Genomic DNA, 18,774 nt, shown 5'->3' with positions numbered 1-18,774 from the left:
CGACGCGGCGGCATAGGCGCCTGGGCGCGGCGGCTCACGGGCGGCAAGGGCGAGCAGGCGCCAGGAACGCCCGCCGCCGGCCCGGAAGAGGCCGGGCCCTCCCCGCACGCCCCCGCCGCACCTCTTCGCTCCCCCTCCGCCCCGGCCGGGACCTGGCCGGACCCCGCGACGGTGCTCCTGACGGCGCTCGGCCCCGGCCCCCGCCTGTGGGAGCGCGACACCGCGCACCCCGAGTCCCTGGTCGTACGGCTCGGGACGACGGACCGGGCCGACCTGCCCGCCGTGCCGGTCACCGTGGGGCTGCGGGAGGCCGGCTCGCTCGGTCTCGCCGGCCCCCGGGCCCGGCTGTCCGGGCTCGCCCGCTCGGCGGTGGCCCAGCTCGCGGCGCTGCACTCCCCCTTCGACCTGGAGATCGTGCTGATCAGCACGGACCGGGCCCGGAGTCTGGACGAACGGCGGCGCGAGTGGTCCTGGCTCGGCTGGCTCCCCCACCTGCGCCCCATGCACGGCCAGGACTGCCGCCTGCTCCTCGCGTACGACCGTGAGCAGGCGGGCGCGCGTGCGGCGGAACTGGTGCGCCGCATGGAGGACGGGCCGCTGGGGCACGGCTGGGCGAGCGCCGACCGGTCGTCCGTGGCCGAGGCGGCCCGCCATCACACCGGGCCCTTCACCGTGGTGGTCGTGGACGGCGATCCCGGCTCCGCCGTCCTGCGCGAGACCACGGCGGGCCTGGCCGGCGCCGGAGCCGCCGCCGGGATCCATCTGATCTGTCTGGCCGAGACCCCGGCCGCCTCCCCGACCTCTCCGGTCGCGGCCACCTACGACGCCGCGTGCCGGGCCTCGATCGCCTTCCGGGAGTGCGGTGCCGTCGCCATGCTGAGCGGCGACGTGGCGACCGCGCTGCGGGTGCTGCGCACGGCGGGCGGCGAGGCGGCGGGCCACGGCACCGTCGCCTCGGTGGACGCCGTGTCGGCGGCCTGGGCCGAGCGCTTCGGGCGTGCCCTCGCCCCGTTGCGGGACGAAGGCGCGGTGACACTCCCCGGCCGGCCCATGGCGGCGGCCCTGCCGCCGTCCGCCCGGCTGCTGGACGAGCTGGGCCTCGCCAGAGCCACCCCTGCCTCCCTGATGGCACGCTGGGCCTCCACGGCCGAGGTCCAGCCGGGCGCGACGGTGCGCACGGCCCCACCGAGCACCGCGGACCTGGACACGACGAGTTCCGGCCGCACCCTGAGCGCCGGGCCCCGGGTGGGCGCCCCGCGCGATTCGCCCGACTCCGGGCACACCCCGTACCGGAGCGGCGGACCGACCAGCTCGGGCTCGGGCCGCTCCGGCTACGCCCCCGCGACGGGGACCGGCTCCCCCCGGATCGGCGCGCAGCGGCGCGACAGCGGGGTCGGCGAGACCTGTCACACGGGAGCCTCCGCCGGTTACGCGGGACGGCCCGTGGCCGTGCTCGGAGCGGGCCCGCGGGGCCCGCTCTCCGTCGACCTGGCCGACGAGGGGCCCCATCTCCTGATCGAAGGACCCGCGGGCAGCGGCCGTACGGAGCTGCTGCGTGCCGTCGCGGCCTCCCTGGCCTCCGCCGCCCGCCCCGACCGGCTCGGCATCCTCCTCATCGACGGGGCGGGCGGCGAACACGGGGAGCGGGGCGAGGGGCTGCGTCCCTGCACGGAGCTGCCTCACGTCTCCACACACCTGGTGGCCTCCGACCCCGTACGGATGCGTGAGTTCGCCCAGGCGCTGGGCGGCGAGCTGAAGCGCCGCGCGGAGCTGCTCGGCACGCTGGACTTCACCGCATGGCACGCGCGGCACGAGGAGGCGCAGGCGCTCACCGGCCGCCGCCCCTCCGGCGCCGCCGAGCAGCGCGGTGACATCGAGTCGCCGGCCAGCGGCACCCTGCGGCTGCGGCCCGCCTCGGCCCGTCCGGTGGACCCGGGCCCCTCCCCCCTTCCCCGGCTGGTCGTCCTGGCCGACGACTTCGACGCCCTGGTCGCCCCGGCGCTCGGCAGCCCGGGCCGCCCCTCCGCCGGATCGATCGTCCGGGTGCTGGAGGCCGTGGCCAGGGACGGCGGGCGGCTCGGCGTCCACCTGGTCGCCTCGTCCGCCCGCCCGGACCGCACCGAGGACACGGAGCTGGCCCGGGGTGCGCGACTGCGCATCGTGCTCGACCCGCCCGTCGTCCCCCCTTCGCCCGACGAGCCCGCGCCGGGCCGGGGGCGGCTGGGGCATCCGGACGGCCGCGTGACGCCGTTCCAGGGTGGCCGGGTCACCGGCCGTATCCCGCGCACGGCGACCCTGCGCCCCACCGTCGTACCCCTGGAGTGGGAGCGGATGGGCGATCCGCCCACCCGCAGACCGGTCCGCGAGCTGGGCAACGGCCCCACCGACCTGGCCCTGCTCGCCAGCGCCCTGGAGAGGGCCGCCCGCTCGGTGAACGCGGAACCGCTCCCTCCGCTGATTCCGTAGCCGGTCTCCCGGCCCCCGCCGCCGTGGGCTCCGTGCTCCTGGCTGCCGTGTCGGGAGGATCCCGGGCGCGCCGTGGCGGGACGTCACGAGCCCATCACGATCACGGAGTTGGTGCCGACGACGGTATTGCGGCTCCGGTGCGCCGGGCATAGGACTGTGCGCACGAACGACGTGATCCGCACGCTGTGGGACGCGAACGGCACTACAGGGCCTGACCGTTGGTGCCGGTCCGTACACACACGCGCGCGCAGGAGAGACGGGGCAGGGATGCGCACAACCCTTCGCATGCGTAGGGCCGCACTGGTGTTCACCACGATCGGTGCGCTGGCGCTCGCCGGATGCAGTGGCGACGGCGACGACGTGACCAAACCGGCCGACGGACCCGGCAAGGAGACGGACAGCTCGTCAACGGTCGATCTGCCGAAACTGGACGGCCAGAAGATATCGGTGGCCGCGGTCTGGACGGGACCCGAGCAGGCCAACTTCACCAAGGTGCTGGACGAGTTCGAGAAGCGTACGGGCGCGACGGTCACCTTCGTCCCGGCGCAGGACCCGATCGTCAACTTCCTCGGCACGAAGATCGCGGGCGGCCAGCCCCCGGACGTCGCGATGATCCCGCAGGTCGGCGCGATCCAGCAGGCCGTGGCCAAGAAGTGGGCCAAGCCGGTCGGCAACGAGGCGCGGGCCCAGCTGGGCCAGAACTACGCGCAGGTCTGGCAGGACCTCGGCGCGGTCGACGGCACCCAGTACGGCGTCTACTTCAAGGCCGCCAACAAGTCACTGGTCTGGTACAACGCCAAGGCGTTCGAGAACGCGGGCGCGAGCGAGCCGAAGACCTGGAAGGACTTCCTGGCCACGGCCGAGACGGTCTCCGCCTCCGGTGTCACCCCGGTCTCGGTGGGCGGTGCGGACGGCTGGACGCTCACGGACTGGTTCGAGAACGTCTACCTCTCCCAGGCCGGACCCGAGAAGTACGACCAGCTCGCCAAGCACGAGATCAAGTGGACGGACCCGTCCGTCAAGGACGCGCTGACCACGCTCGCCGAGCTCTTCGGCAAGCCGAGCCTGATCTCCGGCGGCGCCGACGGCGCGCTGCAGACCGAGTTCCCGGTGTCGGTCACCCAGACGTTCACCGGTGGCGACCAGCCCAAGGGCGCGATGGTCTTCGAAGGGGACTTCGTCTCCATCAACATCGCGCAGACCAAGGCGAAGATCGGCACGGACGCCAAGGTGTTCCCGTTCCCGGCCGTCGGCGCCGAGTCCCCCGTCGTGACGGGCGGCGACGCGGCCGTGGCGCTCAAGGACGGCGAGGGCGCGCAGGCACTGCTGACCTGGCTCGCCTCGACCGACGCCGCGAAGATCTGGGCCGAGGCCGGCGGGTTCATCTCCCCGAACAAGTCGCTCGACGCGGCCGCGTACCCGAACGACGTGCAGCGCACGATCGCCGAGGCGCTGATCGCGGCCGGTGACGACGTCCGGTTCGACATGTCCGACCAGGCACCGCAGTCGTTCGGCGGGACACCCGGGAAGGGCGAGTGGAAGACGCTCCAGGACTTCCTGAAGAACCCGAAGGACATCGCGGGGACTCAAGCCGAGCTGGAGTCCGCCGCGGCCAAGGCGTACACGAGCTGACGGGATGACCACAGCGACAGCGGGGGGCGCCGGCAGCGCGCCCCCCGCCGACAAGCGTCCTGCCACGGGCACGGGAAAGCGCCCACGGGGAAGCGTGACCGGCACCCGCAGAGCGGTCGCGGCGGCGTTCCTGCTGCCGGCCCTGGTGCTGCTCGGCGCCCTCGTCGTCTATCCCATCGTGTACTCCGTCTACCGCTCGTTCCTCGACCAGTCCGGCACCGGATTCGCGGGCCTGGACAACTACAAGGCGCTGTTCACGGACGACACCATCCGGACGGCCGTCAGGAACAACGCGATCTGGGTCGTGTTCGCACCGACGGTCGCCACCGCGCTGGGCCTGATCTTCGCGGTGCTCACCGAGCGGATCCGGTGGGGTACGGCGTTCAAGCTGATCGTCTTCATGCCGATGGCGATCTCGATGCTGGCCGCCGGCATCATCTTCCGGCTGGTGTACGAGCAGGCGCCCGAGCGCGGTGTCGCCAACGCCGTGGCGGTGGGTGTCCACGACACGTTCGCGCAGTCGTCCGGCTTCCCCAAGGCGCATCCGCTGCCCGTCCATCCGCTGAAGGCGGGCGGCGGCGGCTCCTTCGTGACGAAGGAGCCCGTGCGGGCCGGGGAACCGGTGAGCCTGCCGCTGGTCGGTGTGGTGCCGGCGAAGATGCCCGGCGACGCGAAGCCCGCGAAGGCGGCCACGGCGTCCGGCGGGTCCGTCACCGGGACGGCCTGGCTCGACTTCACCAAGGGCGGCGGCGGCAAGCCGAACACCGTCGATCCGAACGAGCTCGGCCTCAAGGGCATCACCGTGGAGGCGGTGAAGGACGGCAAGGTCGTCGCGTCGGCGACGGCCGGAGCGGACGGGGTCTTCACCCTGCCCGCCTCGGCCGACGGCTCGCTGCTCCGTCTCCCGGCGGACAACTTCCGGGAGCCGTACAACGGCGTCGACTGGCTCGGGCCGTCCCTCGTGACGCCGGGCATCATCGGCAGCTACGTCTGGATGTGGGCCGGATTCGCGATGGTCCTGATCGCCGCCGGTCTGGCCGGTCTGCCCCGTGAACTCCTCGAAGCGGCGAGGGTGGACGGCGCCAACGAGTGGCAGGTGTTCCGCCGGATCACGGTGCCGATGCTGGCACCCGTGCTCGCGGTGGTCCTGGTCACCCTGATGATCAACGTCCTGAAGATCTTCGACCTGGTCTTCATCATCGCGCCGGGCTCCTCCCAGGACGACGCGAACGTCCTGGCCCTCCAGCTGTACCGCTCCTCGTTCGGCACGGACGCGGATCTCGGGGTCGGCAGCGCGATCGCCGTACTCCTGTTGCTGCTGGTGATCCCCGTGATGCTCTTCAACATCCGGCGGATCCGGAAGGAGGGACGGCGATGACGGCCCGGGACGACACCGCACCAGCCCCCTGCCGGGGGTCCGGGGGTCGCCCCCCGGAAGAACACGGCAACATCCGGCGGATCCGGAAGGAGGGACGGCGATGACCACGACCGAGGCCCCAGGGGCCAAGCAGGCACCCCCCTCGAAGCCGGCCGCCGAGGGCCGGCATTCGCTCGGCGCGCGGATCGCCGCGCGGGCCGGCGGCGGTGCCATGCGGGTCTTCCTCGTCCTGGTCGGACTGTTCTGGCTGATGCCGACCATCGGCCTGCTGCTCTCGTCGCTGCGCGGGGCCGAGGACATCGCGGCGACGGGCTGGTGGAAGGTCTTCACCGCCCCCTCCGAGCTGACCTTCGACAACTACCAGCGGCTGCTGGACAATTCGACGATCACGGGCTCGCTCTTCAGCACCGTCATGATCACCGTTCCGTCCACCTTCCTGGTGGTCGTCATCGGCTCTCTCGCCGGCTACGCCTTCGCCTGGATGGAGTTCCCCGGCCGCGACTGGTGGTTCCTGCTGGTCGTGGGGCTGCTGGTGGTCCCCGTACAGGTCGCCCTCATCCCGGTGTCCGAACTCTTCGGCACCATCGGCATCTTCGAGACGACCTTCGGTGTGGTCATGTTCCACACGGCGTTCGGCCTGCCGTTCGCCATCTTCCTGCTGCGGAACTTCTTCGCGGAGATCCCCCGCGAACTGCTGGAGGCCGCGCGGCTGGACGGTGCCGGCGAGATCCGGCTCTTCACCCGGGTCGTGATGCCCCTCGGCGGCCCCGCGATCGCCTCGCTCGGGATCTTCCAGTTCCTCTGGGTGTGGAACGACATGCTGGTCGCGCTGATCTTCGCGGACTCGGAGTCCCCGCCGATCACCGTCGCCCTGCAGCAGCAGGTCCGGCAGTTCGGCAACAACATCGACGTGCTGGCGCCCGGCGCCTTCGTGTCGATGGTGATTCCGCTGGCGGTGTTCTTCGCCTTCCAGCGGCAGTTCGTCTCCGGGGTCATGGCGGGCGCCGTCAAGTAGCGCACTGCGGCCGGACGTCAAGACAGCACATGCGTTCGTCAATATCAGGGCGGCCCGTTCACTCTCGATCGGGCCGCCCTACCTCGTACTTCGCCCGGATGCCACATCCGGCGTAACCAAGTCACTCCATCGGCCGTTTGCGGGCCACCTGCCCGCCCGCGAGCGCCCCCTGGAAGTGTTGTGCCCCGGTTCAGTGTCATCGTGCCCGCGTACCGGGTCCAGGCGTATCTGCACGCGTGTCTCGACTCCGTGCTGAACCAGTCCTTCAAGGACCACGAGATCATCGTGGTCGACGACTGTTCACCGGACGCCTGCGGCCCCATCGCCGACGAGTACGCCGTCCGCGACCCCCGGGTCGCCGTCGTCCACCTGCCGCACAACTCCGGCCTGGGACCCGCCCGCAACGCCGGTGTGGCCCGGGCGACCGGAGACTACCTGCTCTTCCTCGACGGCGACGACACCTTCGCCCCCGAGGCGCTCCAGGCGATCGCCGACCGCCTCGACGCGACCGGTGGCCCGGACGTCCTGGTCTACGACTACGCCCGTACGTACTGCTCGGGCGAGAGCGTGCGCAACACCTTCTCCCGGTACCTCTCCGAGACCGGTCCGGCCTCCTTCCGGCTCACGGAGCGGCCCGAGCTGCTCAAGGTGCTGATGGTCGTCTGGAACAAGGCCTACCGCCGCGAGTTCGTCGAGGCGGAGGGCTTCACCTTCCCTCCCGGCTACTACGAGGACACCCCCTGGACCTACCCGGTGCTGATGGCCGCCGGGTCGATCGCCGTCCTCGACACGGTCTGCGTCGGGTACCGCCAGCGGCGCCGGGGGAACATCCTCTCCACCACCACCCACCGCCACTTCGACGTCTTCGACCAGTACGACCGCGTCTTCGCCTTCATCGACGCGCGCCCCGGGCTCTCCGTCTGGCGCCCGGTGATGTTCCGCCGGATGCTCGACCACTTCTCGACCCTCTACACCTCCCGGGGACGGCTGCCGCGCGGCAGCCGTGCCCAGTTCTTCCGCCGCGCCCGGGCCCACTGCCGCCGCTACCGCACCCCCGGCGCCCCCGTGCCCCGCCGCACCCGGCTGCGGCACGCCCTGTTCCGGCTGGGCGCCCACCGCACCTACCGCGCCCTCTGGGCCTCCCAGCGGCTGCACCGGCGGCTCGGGCGCGCGGCCGCGGCGGCCCGCCGGGCGGTGCGCGGAGCCGCCCTCCAGCTGCACTACCGCGTGCAGCTGCGGCTGCCCGTCCGGAGCACGGACGCGGTGTTCGCCGCCTACTGGCACCGCGGCTACACCTGTAGCCCCGCGGCCCTGGAGGCCACGGCCCGGGCACTCGTGCCCGGGGTGCGCACTTCCTGGATCTGCCGTCCCGAGGACGCGCACACGGTGCCGGACGCCACCCGTGTGCTGCACCCGGGGACGGCCGCGTACTGGACCGCGCTGGCCCGCTCCAAGTACCTCGTGAACAACGTCAACTTCGACCGCAGACTGGTGAAGAGACGCGGTCAGGTCCTCCTGCAGACCCACCACGGGACCCCTCTGAAGACCATGGGGACCGACCTCGTGCACCGTCCCGCCGCCGGCGGCGCGACGGACTTCCGCCAACTGCTGCGCAACGTCGACAAGTGGGACTTCTCGCTCTCGGCCAACCAGCACTCCACTCTGGTGTGGGAGCGCACCTACCCGTCCGGCTACACCACGCTGGAGTACGGCAGCCCGCGCAACGACGTCTTCCACCGCACGGGCCCCGCCGAGACCGCACGGCTGCGGGAGCGCCTGGGCGTCCCGGACGGCAGCACCGCCCTGCTCTACGCGCCGACCCACCGCGACTACAGGCGCACACAGCAGTACTGCCTGGACCTGGAGCAGTTGGTCGGCGTCCTGGGCCCGCACGTCGTGATCCTGGCCCGCTCCCACTACCTGGACGCGACGGCCCGGGCCACCTCGGGACACGTCCGGCACCCACGGATCATCGACGTCAGCGCCCACCCGTCCGTGGAGGAGCTCTGTCTCGCCTCCGACGGGCTGATCACGGACTACTCGTCGCTGATGTTCGACTACGTCAACCTGGACCGGCCCGTCGTCCTTCACCTCGAGGACGCGCAGGCCTACGAGGCAGCCCGCGGCACCTACTTCGACCCGGCCGCGTTCCCGCCCGGGGCGGTCGCCCGGGACCAGGAGGAACTGCACGAGATCTTCGCCACGGACCACTGGCGCGGGCCCCGCTCGGCACAGTGCCGGGCCGCCTTCCGGGCGCGGTTCTGCCCGTACGACGACGGGCACGCGGCGGAGCGGGTGGTGCGCCGGGTCTTCCTGGACGACACCTCGGGTCTGCCGCTGCCCGCCCCGCTGACGGGCCGCGGGCCCACGGGGGTACCGCGACAGGTGCCGGTGCGGGAGTACACCAACGGGTGAGGCGGCCGGCCCCGGGGCGGCGCGGACCGCCCCGGGGTGTCGTTCAGCGCTCCAGGAACGCGAACAGCTCTTCCCAGCGACCCATGATCTCCACCTCGGAGAACCGCTGTACACCGCTCCGCGCCCGGTCCCCCATCGCGTCCCGCAGCCGGGGGTTCCCGGTGAGCCGCAGGAGCCGGTCGGCGAGCGCGCCGATGTCGCCGGCGGGCGCGAGGAGCCCGTCCTCGCCGTCGCGCACGATCTCCCGCACGCCCGGCGCGCAGTCGAACGCCGCGCACGGCACGCCGCTGGCCATGGCCTCCAGCAGTGCCAGCGGGAAACCCTCGCCGCGTGAGGACTGGACGAAGACGGAGGAGGCCGCGAGCGCTCCGGGAACATCGTCCGTGCGCCCCCGCCACCGGACCGAGGAGTCGAGCCCCAGGCCGGTGCACCGCGCCCTCAGCTCCGCCTCGTCCTCGCCCGTCCCGTAGACGTCGAGGGACCAGTCCGGGCGGTCCGGAGCCACCAGCGCCCAGACGTCCAGGAGCATGTCGATGCCCTTCTGGTCGGTGAGCCGGCCGATGCTCGCGACCGACTTCTCGCTGCGCGGCGAGGGCACGTCGGGCAGCGCGGCAAGGGCGTTGGGCATGAAGCCGACGTTGTTCATCCCGTCGCCCGCCCACTTGTCGGCGTCCTCCTCCGTGAGGACGAGCCACCGGTCGAGCGACGGGTAGTGGTTCCTGATCCAGCGGTAGCGGTGGCTCGCCCGGGAGTAGTCGTAGGACTCGTGGCTCATCCCGACGACGCGCAGGCCGCCGGTGTCCGCCTCGCCGACCCACTCCATCGCCCAGACCTGGCTGACGATCACCATCCCGCCGGGCCGGGCGGCCCGGAAGATCGCCGAGAGCTGTTCGACGGCACGCCGCTTCCGCGCCGCGCGGGCGGCCTCGGCGCGCCGGGCCGGAACGCGGAAGCGGTCCAGCAGCCCCTGGGGCGCCCAGGGCGTCGGAGGGTGCGCCGGGTAGAGCGCGGTGACCGGGTAGCCGGCCGGGTCGGGCAGGGCCATCTTCCGCTCCGCCGCGTGGATGCCGATGGTGTGCACCCGGTGGCCCGCCTCCTGGAACAACTGGGCGGTCCGGTGCATCCAGCCGGTGACACCGCCGAGTTCGTCGGTGCTGTTGGACACGATGAAGACGTCACGGCTGGGGCTCATCGGCCGGCCTCCCCGGTGGGCGTGGTGCGGGACGGGGCGGTGTACCGGGCGAACACGGCGTCGACGACCGCGCGTGCCGAGTCACCGCGGTCGTATCCGCCGAACTCCGCGGCGAAGGCGGCACGTCGCTCCTGGAAGCCGGTGTCCGCGGTCTTCAGCCGGGCCAGCACGGCGAACAGCTCCTCCTCGGTCGCCGCCACCGGACCGGGGGCCTTCTCCCGCAGGTCGAAGTAGCTGCCCCGCTCGGCGGCGTAGGCGTCGAGGTCGGGGGCGAACAGGACGATCGGGCGGTCCAGGAGGGCGTAGTCGAACATGATCGACGAGTAGTCCGTGACCAGGACGTCGGCCAGCGCCAGCAGCTCGCTGACGTCGTGGTGGCGCGAGACGTCCACGACGGTCCCCGGGGGGCAGGCGGGCAGGCTCGCCGCCTCCAGGTAGTGCGCGCGCACCAACAGGGTGTACGTGTCACCGAAGCGTTCCGCGAAGGCCGCCGCGTCCAGCAGGAGCCGCTGCCGCCCGCGCCTGCCCGGCCCGCCCCGGAACGTCGGCGCGTAGAGCACGACCTTGCGGTGGTCGGGCAGTCCGAGCTCGGCCGCGAGCGGCGGGCGGGGCAGCCGCCCCTCGGCCTCGTCCCGGGCACGCGCCGCGAGCAGGGCGTCGTTGCGGGGATAGCCGGTGCGCAGCAGCGTCGTCTCCGGGAGCCGGTAGGCGGGGGCCAGCGTGCGCTCGTCGTGCCCGGACCGTACGAGGAAGTGGTCGAAGCGGTTCACGGCCTGCTGGAGCCGCTCGCGCTGCGGGGCGTTCTGCAGACGGACCCGGGTCTCGTCGAAGCCCATGCGCTTGTACGCCGAACCGTGCCAGGTCTGGAGGTACGTGGTGCCGGAGGGCTTGTCGAGCTGGAGCGGGAATCCCTGGTTGTCCACCCAGTACTCCGCCCGGGCCAGGGCCCACAGATAGCGCCAGGACCAGCGGGGCACGAGCCTGGCGTCCGCCGGGAAGCCGGCCGGGGAGTCGGCGTACGACCAGACGCAGCGCAACGGGAGCCCGCGGACCCGCACCTCCTCGTGGACGGCCCGGGGGCTGTCGCCGTAGCAGGTGCCCATGTGGCTCTCGAAGACCACGGACCCCCTGCGCACGGGGAGCCGCAGGAGCCAGGAGCGGTAGACGGAGGCCTTGAAGCCCCTGGAGTGCAGCCGGTCCCGGCGCCTGCCGAGGGCCCGTGCCAGGAGCCTGGCCCGGCGGGCGGGGCGGAAGTGCGTGGCGTAGTGGACCAGTCTGCGGGCCGTGCGGGCGGGGCGCCTGTGGGCTTCGAGCCGGAACGCCAGATGGTCCCGGAGCGTGACGTAGGGCCCCCAGGTGTCCCCGGTCACCCTGCCCAGCCGGGGAAGGGCGGGGGAACGCTCCGCCGGGCCGACGAGGTCGTGGGCGGCGAAGAGGTCGCTCACCGAACGGGTCGCACCGTCCTCCAGCACCATCCGCACGTCCCACACCGTGTCGCGGGGGCCGAAGGGCCGCAGCAGGCGGGTGAGGTCGGCGCTGGTGGACCAGCTGATCCCGGTGGCGTCGGGCCGCAGCGAGTCGACCGGGGCCCGGAAGGTGCGGGAGCCCTCCCGTACACGGAATTCCAGGTGGGCCGTGAGGGAGCCCTCCGGGTCGGGCCCGGTGTGCGAGGGCAGCACGAGCCGGCCCGCCAGCAGGACCCGGCGGCCGTCGGCCTCGTAGCGGGTGAGCCTGTTCATCAGCTTCAGCTCGCCGAACGTCCGGTACTGGTGGCCGAGTTCGGTGACGTCCAGCGCGGGGTCGGGTCCGCCCGGCCAGTACACCCGCCCGTCGTCGCCCACGGAGAGGGGGGCGGCCACGACCCCCCTCCTGCGCAGCGCGTACGCCGCGCCGAGCACCCCGTCGGCGTGCCCCCGCTCCAGCAGCCGGACTCCGACGCGTTCGACGGGCGGGAGGGTGAGCAGGGCCGACTCCGGGACGGAACCGGGCAGCACCCGGGCCGCGGTCGCCGCCAGGCGGGCGCGATCGGCGGCGGGCCGCTCCGGGAAGGTGCGCACCAGCGGCACGAGGTGGTCCCTCAGGAAGGCCCGGTCCCGCTCCTCGCGCAGCTGGGCCAGCCCCTGGGCCACCAGCACGTGGCACACCCGCCGGTGCGCCTCCACCAGCCCGGCGAGGTCCCGGCCCGCGTCGGGCACGGCCCGACCCGAGACGATCCGGCGGCGGACGAGCGCGATCCGGCCCACCACGGCCGCCGCCAGCGGGCCGAACAGGACCTCGCTGTGGGTGAGGTCCTCGTCGTAGCGCAGGGCGTGCCGCTCCAGCGCCGCGCGCCGCAGGCAGAATCCGGTCACCAGGGCGTCGTGCGCCGCCAGTTCGGGGGCCTCTGCGAACCGGCCGACGGTGCGGGAGGAGGCGAACAGCGGCTGCTGCCAGGAGGGTTCGCGTTCCTTGGTCCCGTCCCCGGTGAGCCGGCTCCAGCGCCCCGCGACCAGGTCGGCGCGGGTGCGCGCCCCGGCCTCCCACAGGTTGCGGCAGGCGTGCCGCTGGAGCAGCTCCCCGGCGTCGAGGACGAGGACGTACGTGCCCGAGGCCGCGTCGAGACCGGCGTTGCGCAGGTCGGCGACGGAGTCCGTGCCGGGGTCGAGCACGCGGACGCGGTCCGGGGAGCGCCCGGCGAGCGTTCCGGCCGCCGCCCGCAGGGCCGCGGGTGCGCCGGCGGGCAGGACGACGAGCGCCTCGACGGCGCGCAGGCTCTGGTCGAGCACGGACTCCACGGACGCCGTCAGCGCGTCCGTGGAGCTCTCCGCCGCGGTGATCACACAGCTGAAGTCGGGCGCGCTCATGCCTGCCCGCCCTTCAGCATCCGGTCCACGACCCGGGCCGCGGCCGTCCCGTCGTCGAGGTCGCAGAACGACTCCCGGAAGCGGGCGTACGCCTCCCGGTGGCCCGCCGTCGCGGCGTCCGGGTCGCGCAGTGCCTCGACGACGGCCGCCGAGTCCGTGATCAGCGGACCGGGCGCCCGGTCCGCGAAGTCGAAGCAGAATCCGCGCAGGGTGTCGCGGTAGTGCTCCAGGTCGTAGGTGTGGAAGAGCATCGGCCGGCCCGTCTGCGCGAAGTCGAACATCAGGGACGAGTAGTCCGTGACCAGCACATCGCTGATCAGCATCAGTTCGGCGACGTCGGGATGGCGCGAGACGTCGCGGACGAAGTCGCTCTCCGGGACGCTCCCGCCGACCAGGTAGTGGCGGCGCACCAGCAGGACGTGGTCGTCGCCGAGCGCCTTCCGCGCCTGTTCGAGGTCCAGGTGGAGGTCGAGCCCGTACCGCCCGCCGTGCTTGGGCCGGTCCTCGCGCCAGGTGGGGGCGTACAGGACGACCCGCCTGCCCTCCGGGACGGCGAGCGACTGCCGCACGGACCGGGCGACCTTCGCCCGGTCCTCGGCGTGCAGCAGGTCGTTGCGCGGGTAGCCGCACTCCAGGACCTCGCCCGTGTGACCGAACGCGCGGCGCAGGACGGGCGTGGAGAAGCTGTTCGGCGAGACGAGCACGCTCCACTGGGCGGCGCGCCGCGGCATGGAGTCCATGTAGGCGGTGTCCGCGTACGCGGTGCCGGCCAGGTCACGGCCGATGCGCTTGAGCGGGGTGCCGTGCCAGGTCTGCACGACGAACTGCCGCTCCGCCCGCTCGAACCATTCGGGGAGCTGGGTGTTGGTGACGATCCACCGGCAGCGCGCCAGGGCGTCGTGCCACTCGGCGCTGTGCAGGGCCACGGCCCGGACCCCGGCGGGCACGGCGGCCTGCTGGTCCCGCACCACCCAGAGGTGCTCCACGCCGGTGGAGCGCCGGACGAGCTCCTCGTGGACGGCGCGGGGCGAGTCCGAGTACTGGCGCCCGTCGAAGCTGGAGTACAGCACGGCGTCCCGCAGCTCCCCGCCGCGCGCGCTCGCGTACCGCTCGCGCAGTCGGCGCTGTCCGTAGGCCCCCCGGTCCTCCGGCGCCAGCGCGCTGCCCGAGTGCAGGCAGAGCCGGTCGTGGAAGCGGCGCTCCAGGGTGAAGCGGCGCCCGCCCGCCTCGCGCGCGAGCGGCAGGCCCGCGTGCAGCTGGGGCACCACCCGCAGCGGCAGATAGCGCTCCGGATCCGTCTCGCCCCGATCCCGGAGGAAGGGGTACCAACGGCCCTCGGCGAGCGGCAGCGCGCCTCCGGGCCCGTCGACGGCCCCGGGTGCAGGCTCCGTGCGGAAGCCGGTGTCCGTGCGTTCCACCGCGAAGGTGTTCTCCTCCTGGTGGCCGCTGTGGCGCAGCACGAGCTCGACCGGACGCTCCCGCAGGGCCGGGAAGGTCCCCTCGAGGACAGGCCCGGCGCCGTCCGTCCAGGAGACGCGCGTCACGACGGGGTGCGCCTCCCGGTCGGTGAGCACCAGGTCCCCGGACGGGTTCGCGGCGGCCCAGACCTCACGGCCGTGCGGCAGCGGATAGCGCACGGCGTCGGTCTCGGGCCGGGCGGCGACCGCCGTCCGGCGCTTGCCGCGGACCAGTTGGACGCCCCAGTCGCCGTCGGAGCCGCGGAACGTCACCATCGGCACCTCGGCGACGGCCGTGCGGCCGTCCGTGCCCTCCTCGGCGGCCAGCGGGAACTCCCGGGTCTCCTTCGTGCGCCACTCCTGGATCCGCAGGGCCGTGGGGGCGTCCCCGTCGAGCACGCGCACCGCGATCCGGATCGCGGACCCGTCCTCCGTGGGCCCGTGGCCGGCGACCACGGCGTCGATCCGTTCGGCTCGCAGCTCCAGCTTGTTCCCGGAGAGCAGCGGGACGACCCGGGTCCGCTCGCCGGTGTAGCGCACGGCGGGGGCCGCCGGATTGCCGAGCAGCCGCATCGGCCCCCGGCGGGGCCGTCCCGCACCGAGGACGACGGACTCCAGCTTCCAGACGGCCCGCGCGCCCCGCGCCGTGGCCCGGGTCACGAGCCGGCGTGGGTCGACGACGGTCTCGAAGCCGGAGCGTTCGTAGCGGTGCAGCGAGCGGCCCGATCCGGCCGCCGCCTCGTCCGTCACCGTCCTGTGCAGCCGGAGCGGGATCAGCCGCCGGCCGGACCGCAGCCATCCGGCGCCGGCCGACCTGCCGGGGGCGTTGCGGACGTACGCGTACCCCTTGAGGTGCAGCAGGCCGTCCCGCCACACGGCCTCGGTGAGGTGCGCGTGCACGGGGAGGTCATCGGCGGACAGCGCGGCGACCGGGCGCGGGAGCGGGGCGTCGACACCGGGGTACTGGGCGCGGGGCCGCAGCAGTCCCCGGACGTGGAAGGTGTCGCGGTCGGTGGACTCGTGGTCCAGGAGGGCGAGCAGCTCCGCCGTCCTGCGCTCCCGGATGAGCCGCCACTTGACGCGCAGGTGCAGGGGCAGGGCGTCGAGGACGGCGGGTTCCACCGTGTCGGCGAAGGCGTTGGCGTGGGTGAGGAAGGCCTCGGTGAAGCTCTCGTCGCCGTCGGGGAGCGCCTCGATGAAGAGCCACAGGTCGCCGGAGAGCGCGTGCGCGTCGTACCGCCGCTTGGCCTCCGGCATACCCCGGTCGGCGAGGAACTGGCTGACGGTGGAGACCGCCGTGACCCGGTCGCGGATGCCCCGGGCGACCGCGCGCCGGGTGGTGATCGAGCCGTCGCGGTCGCGCCAGTGGTAGACCGGCTCCTCCACGACGTCGACGCTCCGGGCGAGGAAGTGGGCCGGCAGGACGACGGCGATGTCCTCGTACAGGACACCGGTCGGGAAGGCGAAGGCGTGCCGGTCCCAGAAGACCCTGCGGAACACCTTGTTGCACGCGATGCGGTCGCCGAGCAGGATCCAGTCCCGGGTGACGTGGGTGGCTCGGCGGGAGCTCTCCATCGGCTTGCGGAACATCGGGGACTGCTCCAGCGCCCCGTTCGCCCGGAGCCTGAGGACGTTGCCGGTCGCGAAGTCCGATCCTGACGCGTCGAGTTCGTCCAGCATCCTCGCGAAGGCGCCGGGCGGCACGACGTCGTCGCTGTCGACGAAGGTCAGGAACTCGGCCCCGGGGTGGGCCTGCCCGGCCCCCGCGTTGCGCGCCGCCCCGAGCCCCGCGTTCTCCTGCCGGATCAGGCGGAAGCGCGGGTCCTGACGGGAGAACGCCTCCGCCACAGCCGCGCTGCCGTCCGTCGAACCGTCGTCGATCATGACGACTTCCAGGTCGGCCATGGTCTGCCCGGCGAGCGAGTCCAGGCAGGCTCCGAGGTACTCCTCGACGTTGTAGAGCGGGACGACGACGGTGAGACGGGGTGCCATGGCGCTGCGCACGATCCTTCCGGGCGGACGAACGGACTTCCTGTGTAGGGAACGAGCCCCGTGCCGGGGAGGCACGGGGCTCGCAACGGGGCATCGCCCGGCCGGGGTTCGGCCGGGGCCACCTCTCAGGGTTTGACGGCGATGCGGCCCTCGTCCATGCGCAGCAGCAGGAGTTGCTCGCCGGTCTCCTCCAGGAACTCGTCCACGGCCTGACGCGATCCCTGCCAGTAGCCGTAGTCGTCGATCAGCAGCACCCCGCCGCTCACCAGGCGACCGTACAGATGCGCGAGCTCGTGCTTCGTCGACGCGTACCAGTCGGTGTCCAGCCGCAGGATGGCGATCTGCTCCGGCGCCCGCTCCGGGACGGTGTCCTCGACCTTGCCCTGCACGTAGTGGATGCGGTCCTTCGGGTACGGGACCTGCTCGAACCCGGCCTGTACGTCCTCCAGGGAGGCCACGGCCCAGATCGGGCGGTCCTTGCCCTGGGCCTCCAGCAGCTCCTGGGCCGGCCTGCCGTCGCGCCGCAGGTCCTCCGCGGTCGGCGGGGTCATCCCCTCGTAGGTGTCGAAGAGATGGAGACCGCGGTCCGTCTCGCCGAGCGACAGCAGGGTCCTGGCACAGGCCTGCATGGAACCGCCGCGCCAGACACCGCACTCGACGATGTCGCCCGGGATGCCGTGCTTGACGATGTGCCGGGTCGCGAGCACGAACGCGTTGAGCCGCTCCGGGGAGGTCATCGTGTACGGCTTGACCGCGCGGATGATGTCCTTCGCCTCGTCGTCGTAGTCCGCGGGGAGTTGCGGCTTCTTCGCGGCGGCGGGCTTCACCGCCGCTTCCGCCGCCACCGGGGGCACCGCGGGGGCGGAGCGGGGAGCGGGCAGGGTCACGCGCCTGAGCTGGTATCCGGTGAGTTGCTGAAGGACGCCGTTGACGGCGTTGCGCCAAGCCATGGAGCCGGACAGTACGCGCGCTTTGCGGCTCATGTCATCTTTCGTCAACCTGTAGTTGATGGGGGTCGGACGGCGCTCCGGACGCCCGCACCGCTCCCGGCCGTCCGGGGGACGTGGCAGCGGCACCCGGTCCACTCCGCCGGCCCGGTCCGCCCACCGCACCGCCGTCTCCCGCACCGCGAGGTCGGCCGGCGTGTTCCTCAGCCGGATGACCGGCCGCCGGTCGGGTCCCGGCCGGCGGAGGCTGCCGAGGGATCGGGCCCGTCAGGGTGATCCGGTGTTCAGTTCGAGGGCACCGGGAAGACCCGTCGCACCACGCGCTCCGCCGCGTGCCCGTCGTCCCAGGGACAGAAGCGGCTCCGGAACGCGGCGCGCAGCGCGTCGGCCTCCGGTGACGTCCAGGCCCCGCTCCGCAGCACCTCGCACAGCTCGTCCTCCGTGGTGGCGACGGCGCCGGGGGTGTCGCCGGGGCGGCCGGACAGCAGGTCGACGTAGGTGCCGCGGGCGGCGCGGTAGGCGTCCCAGTCGGGGGCGTAGGTGATGACCGGACGGTCCAGGCAGGCGTAGTCGAACATCAGGGACGAGTAGTCGGTGATCAACGCGTCGGCGGCCAGGCAGAGTTCCTCGACGCAGGGATGGCCGGTGACGTCGACGACCCGTCCGCCCGGGACCGTCCCGGCCGAACGCCCGTAGAAGTAGTGCGCGCGCACCAGCAGCACCCACCCGGGCCCCAGCGCACGGGTGAGGCGCTCCGGGTCGAGCCGGGGGACGAAGCCCTTGCGGTAGTCGCGGTGGGTGGGCGCGTAGAGCAGCACGGTCGATCCGGGCGCGATGCCGAGCTCCGCCCGGATCCTGCCGGTCAGCTCCGGGGTCGCGGTGCACAGCACGTCGTTGCGCGGGTAGCCGTAGGTCAGTTGTTCGTACGAGGACGGGTAGACCCGGTCCCAGGTCTCGGTGCTGTGCGGGTTGGCGGAGAGGCTGAAGTCCCACTGGTCGGTGTGGGCGACGATCCGCTCGAAGCTGACCCCGTTGGTGAGGGCTGGGTACGGGAGCTGGTCCAGGCCCATCGTCTTCAGCGGGGTGCCGTGGTGGGTCTGGAGATAGATCTGTCCCGGCCGCTTGGTGAAGCCGCCGGGGAAGCTGGAGTTGTTGACGAGGTACGTCGCGGTGGCCATGGTCCGCCAGTAGGCACGGGAGCCCTCGATGACGTACGGCACGCCCGGGGGCATCCGGTCGCGGTGGCGGGAGGAGACGACCCAGACACCGCGGATGTGCGGGACGAGTTCGCGGGCCTTGGCGTAGACGGCGGCCGGATTACAGGCGACACCACGGTTCCAGTACGCCCCGTAGACGGCGAGGCAGGGGTCCAGCGGGCGGCGCAGGTCGACGCGGTAGACGCCGGCCATCACGCGGGCGCGCAGCGACCTGCGGCCC

10 protein-coding genes are annotated in these 18,774 nt (G+C 73.2%); 5 read left to right on the top strand and 5 right to left on the bottom strand.

All coding sequences use genetic code 11. From position 1 onward, the window contains the following. From B9S57_RS00255 to B9S57_RS00235, 5 genes are all read left to right on the top strand, one after another. A partial coding sequence (locus B9S57_RS00255; RefSeq protein WP_103513490.1) for an FtsK/SpoIIIE domain-containing protein occupies positions 1-2,466 on the top strand: 2,466 nt, incomplete at its 5' end. Positions 2,467-2,733: 267 nt separating this feature from the next. Beyond that, positions 2,734-4,098 (top strand): ABC transporter substrate-binding protein, encoded by a 1,365-nt coding sequence (locus B9S57_RS00250; protein WP_181011182.1) that lies wholly within the window; start codon positions 2,734-2,736, stop codon positions 4,096-4,098. A gap of 4 nt (positions 4,099-4,102) precedes the next feature. Continuing rightward, positions 4,103-5,476 (top strand): carbohydrate ABC transporter permease, encoded by a 1,374-nt coding sequence (locus tag B9S57_RS00245; RefSeq protein ID WP_103513486.1) that lies wholly within the window; start codon positions 4,103-4,105, stop codon positions 5,474-5,476. Between the two features lie 100 nt (positions 5,477-5,576). Next, complete coding sequence (locus tag B9S57_RS00240; protein ID WP_103513485.1) at positions 5,577-6,491, top strand: carbohydrate ABC transporter permease; 915 nt, start codon at positions 5,577-5,579, stop codon at positions 6,489-6,491. A gap of 180 nt (positions 6,492-6,671) precedes the next feature. After that, positions 6,672-8,906 carry a bifunctional glycosyltransferase family 2 protein/CDP-glycerol:glycerophosphate glycerophosphotransferase gene (locus B9S57_RS00235; protein WP_103513484.1) on the top strand — a complete coding sequence of 745 codons (2,235 nt, stop codon included), beginning with the start codon at positions 6,672-6,674 and terminating at the stop codon, positions 8,904-8,906. 43 nt (positions 8,907-8,949) lie between these two features. Here B9S57_RS00235 and B9S57_RS00230 read toward each other — a convergent pair whose 3' ends face one another. The 5 genes from B9S57_RS00230 to B9S57_RS00210 all read right to left on the bottom strand — a co-directional run bounded on the left by B9S57_RS00230 (position 8,950) and on the right by B9S57_RS00210 (position 18,746). Then, complete coding sequence (locus B9S57_RS00230; protein ID WP_103513483.1) at positions 8,950-10,098, bottom strand: glycosyltransferase; 1,149 nt, start codon at positions 10,096-10,098, stop codon at positions 8,950-8,952. Beyond that, positions 10,095-12,941 (bottom strand): CDP-glycerol glycerophosphotransferase family protein, encoded by a 2,847-nt coding sequence (locus tag B9S57_RS00225; RefSeq protein ID WP_103513482.1) that lies wholly within the window; start codon positions 12,939-12,941, stop codon positions 10,095-10,097. Before B9S57_RS00225 ends, B9S57_RS00230 begins: the two co-directional genes overlap by 4 nt. Then, complete coding sequence (locus tag B9S57_RS00220) at positions 12,938-16,390, bottom strand: bifunctional glycosyltransferase/CDP-glycerol:glycerophosphate glycerophosphotransferase (RefSeq protein ID WP_103513481.1); 3,453 nt, start codon at positions 16,388-16,390, stop codon at positions 12,938-12,940. Before B9S57_RS00220 ends, B9S57_RS00225 begins: the two co-directional genes overlap by 4 nt. Before the next feature lie 125 nt (positions 16,391-16,515). Next, a complete protein-coding gene (locus B9S57_RS00215; protein ID WP_181011181.1) occupies positions 16,516-17,373 on the bottom strand; it encodes a TylF/MycF/NovP-related O-methyltransferase in 858 nt (285 codons plus the stop codon). 248 nt (positions 17,374-17,621) lie between these two features. Then, entirely contained in the window at positions 17,622-18,746 is a 1,125-nt protein-coding gene (locus B9S57_RS00210) for a CDP-glycerol glycerophosphotransferase family protein (protein WP_103513487.1), read from the bottom strand. Between the last annotated feature and the right edge of the window lie 28 nt (positions 18,747-18,774).

It is taken from the genome of Streptomyces sp. SM10 (assembly GCF_002910915.1).
Taxonomy (GTDB): domain Bacteria; phylum Actinomycetota; class Actinomycetes; order Streptomycetales; family Streptomycetaceae; genus Streptomyces.
This window is presented reverse-complemented; position numbering and strand designations above follow the sequence as displayed.

What these genes read in the sequence shown, in the direction of transcription:
- B9S57_RS00250 (WP_181011182.1), top strand. Translation starts at nt 2,734, where the DNA reads ATGCGCACAACCCTTCGCATGCGTAGGGCCGCACTGGTGTTCACCACG.
- B9S57_RS00245 (WP_103513486.1), top strand. Translation starts at nt 4,103, where the DNA reads ATGACCACAGCGACAGCGGGGGGCGCCGGCAGCGCGCCCCCCGCCGAC.
- B9S57_RS00240 (WP_103513485.1), top strand. Translation starts at nt 5,577, where the DNA reads ATGACCACGACCGAGGCCCCAGGGGCCAAGCAGGCACCCCCCTCGAAG.
- B9S57_RS00230 (WP_103513483.1), bottom strand. Translation starts at nt 10,098, where the DNA reads ATGAGCCCCAGCCGTGACGTCTTCATCGTGTCCAACAGCACCGACGAA.
- B9S57_RS00225 (WP_103513482.1), bottom strand. Translation starts at nt 12,941, where the DNA reads ATGAGCGCGCCCGACTTCAGCTGTGTGATCACCGCGGCGGAGAGCTCC.
- B9S57_RS00220 (WP_103513481.1), bottom strand. Translation starts at nt 16,390, where the DNA reads ATGGCACCCCGTCTCACCGTCGTCGTCCCGCTCTACAACGTCGAGGAG.
- B9S57_RS00215 (WP_181011181.1), bottom strand. Translation starts at nt 17,373, where the DNA reads ATGAGCCGCAAAGCGCGCGTACTGTCCGGCTCCATGGCTTGGCGCAAC.
- B9S57_RS00210 (WP_103513487.1), bottom strand. Translation starts at nt 18,746, where the DNA reads ATGGCCGGCGTCTACCGCGTCGACCTGCGCCGCCCGCTGGACCCCTGC.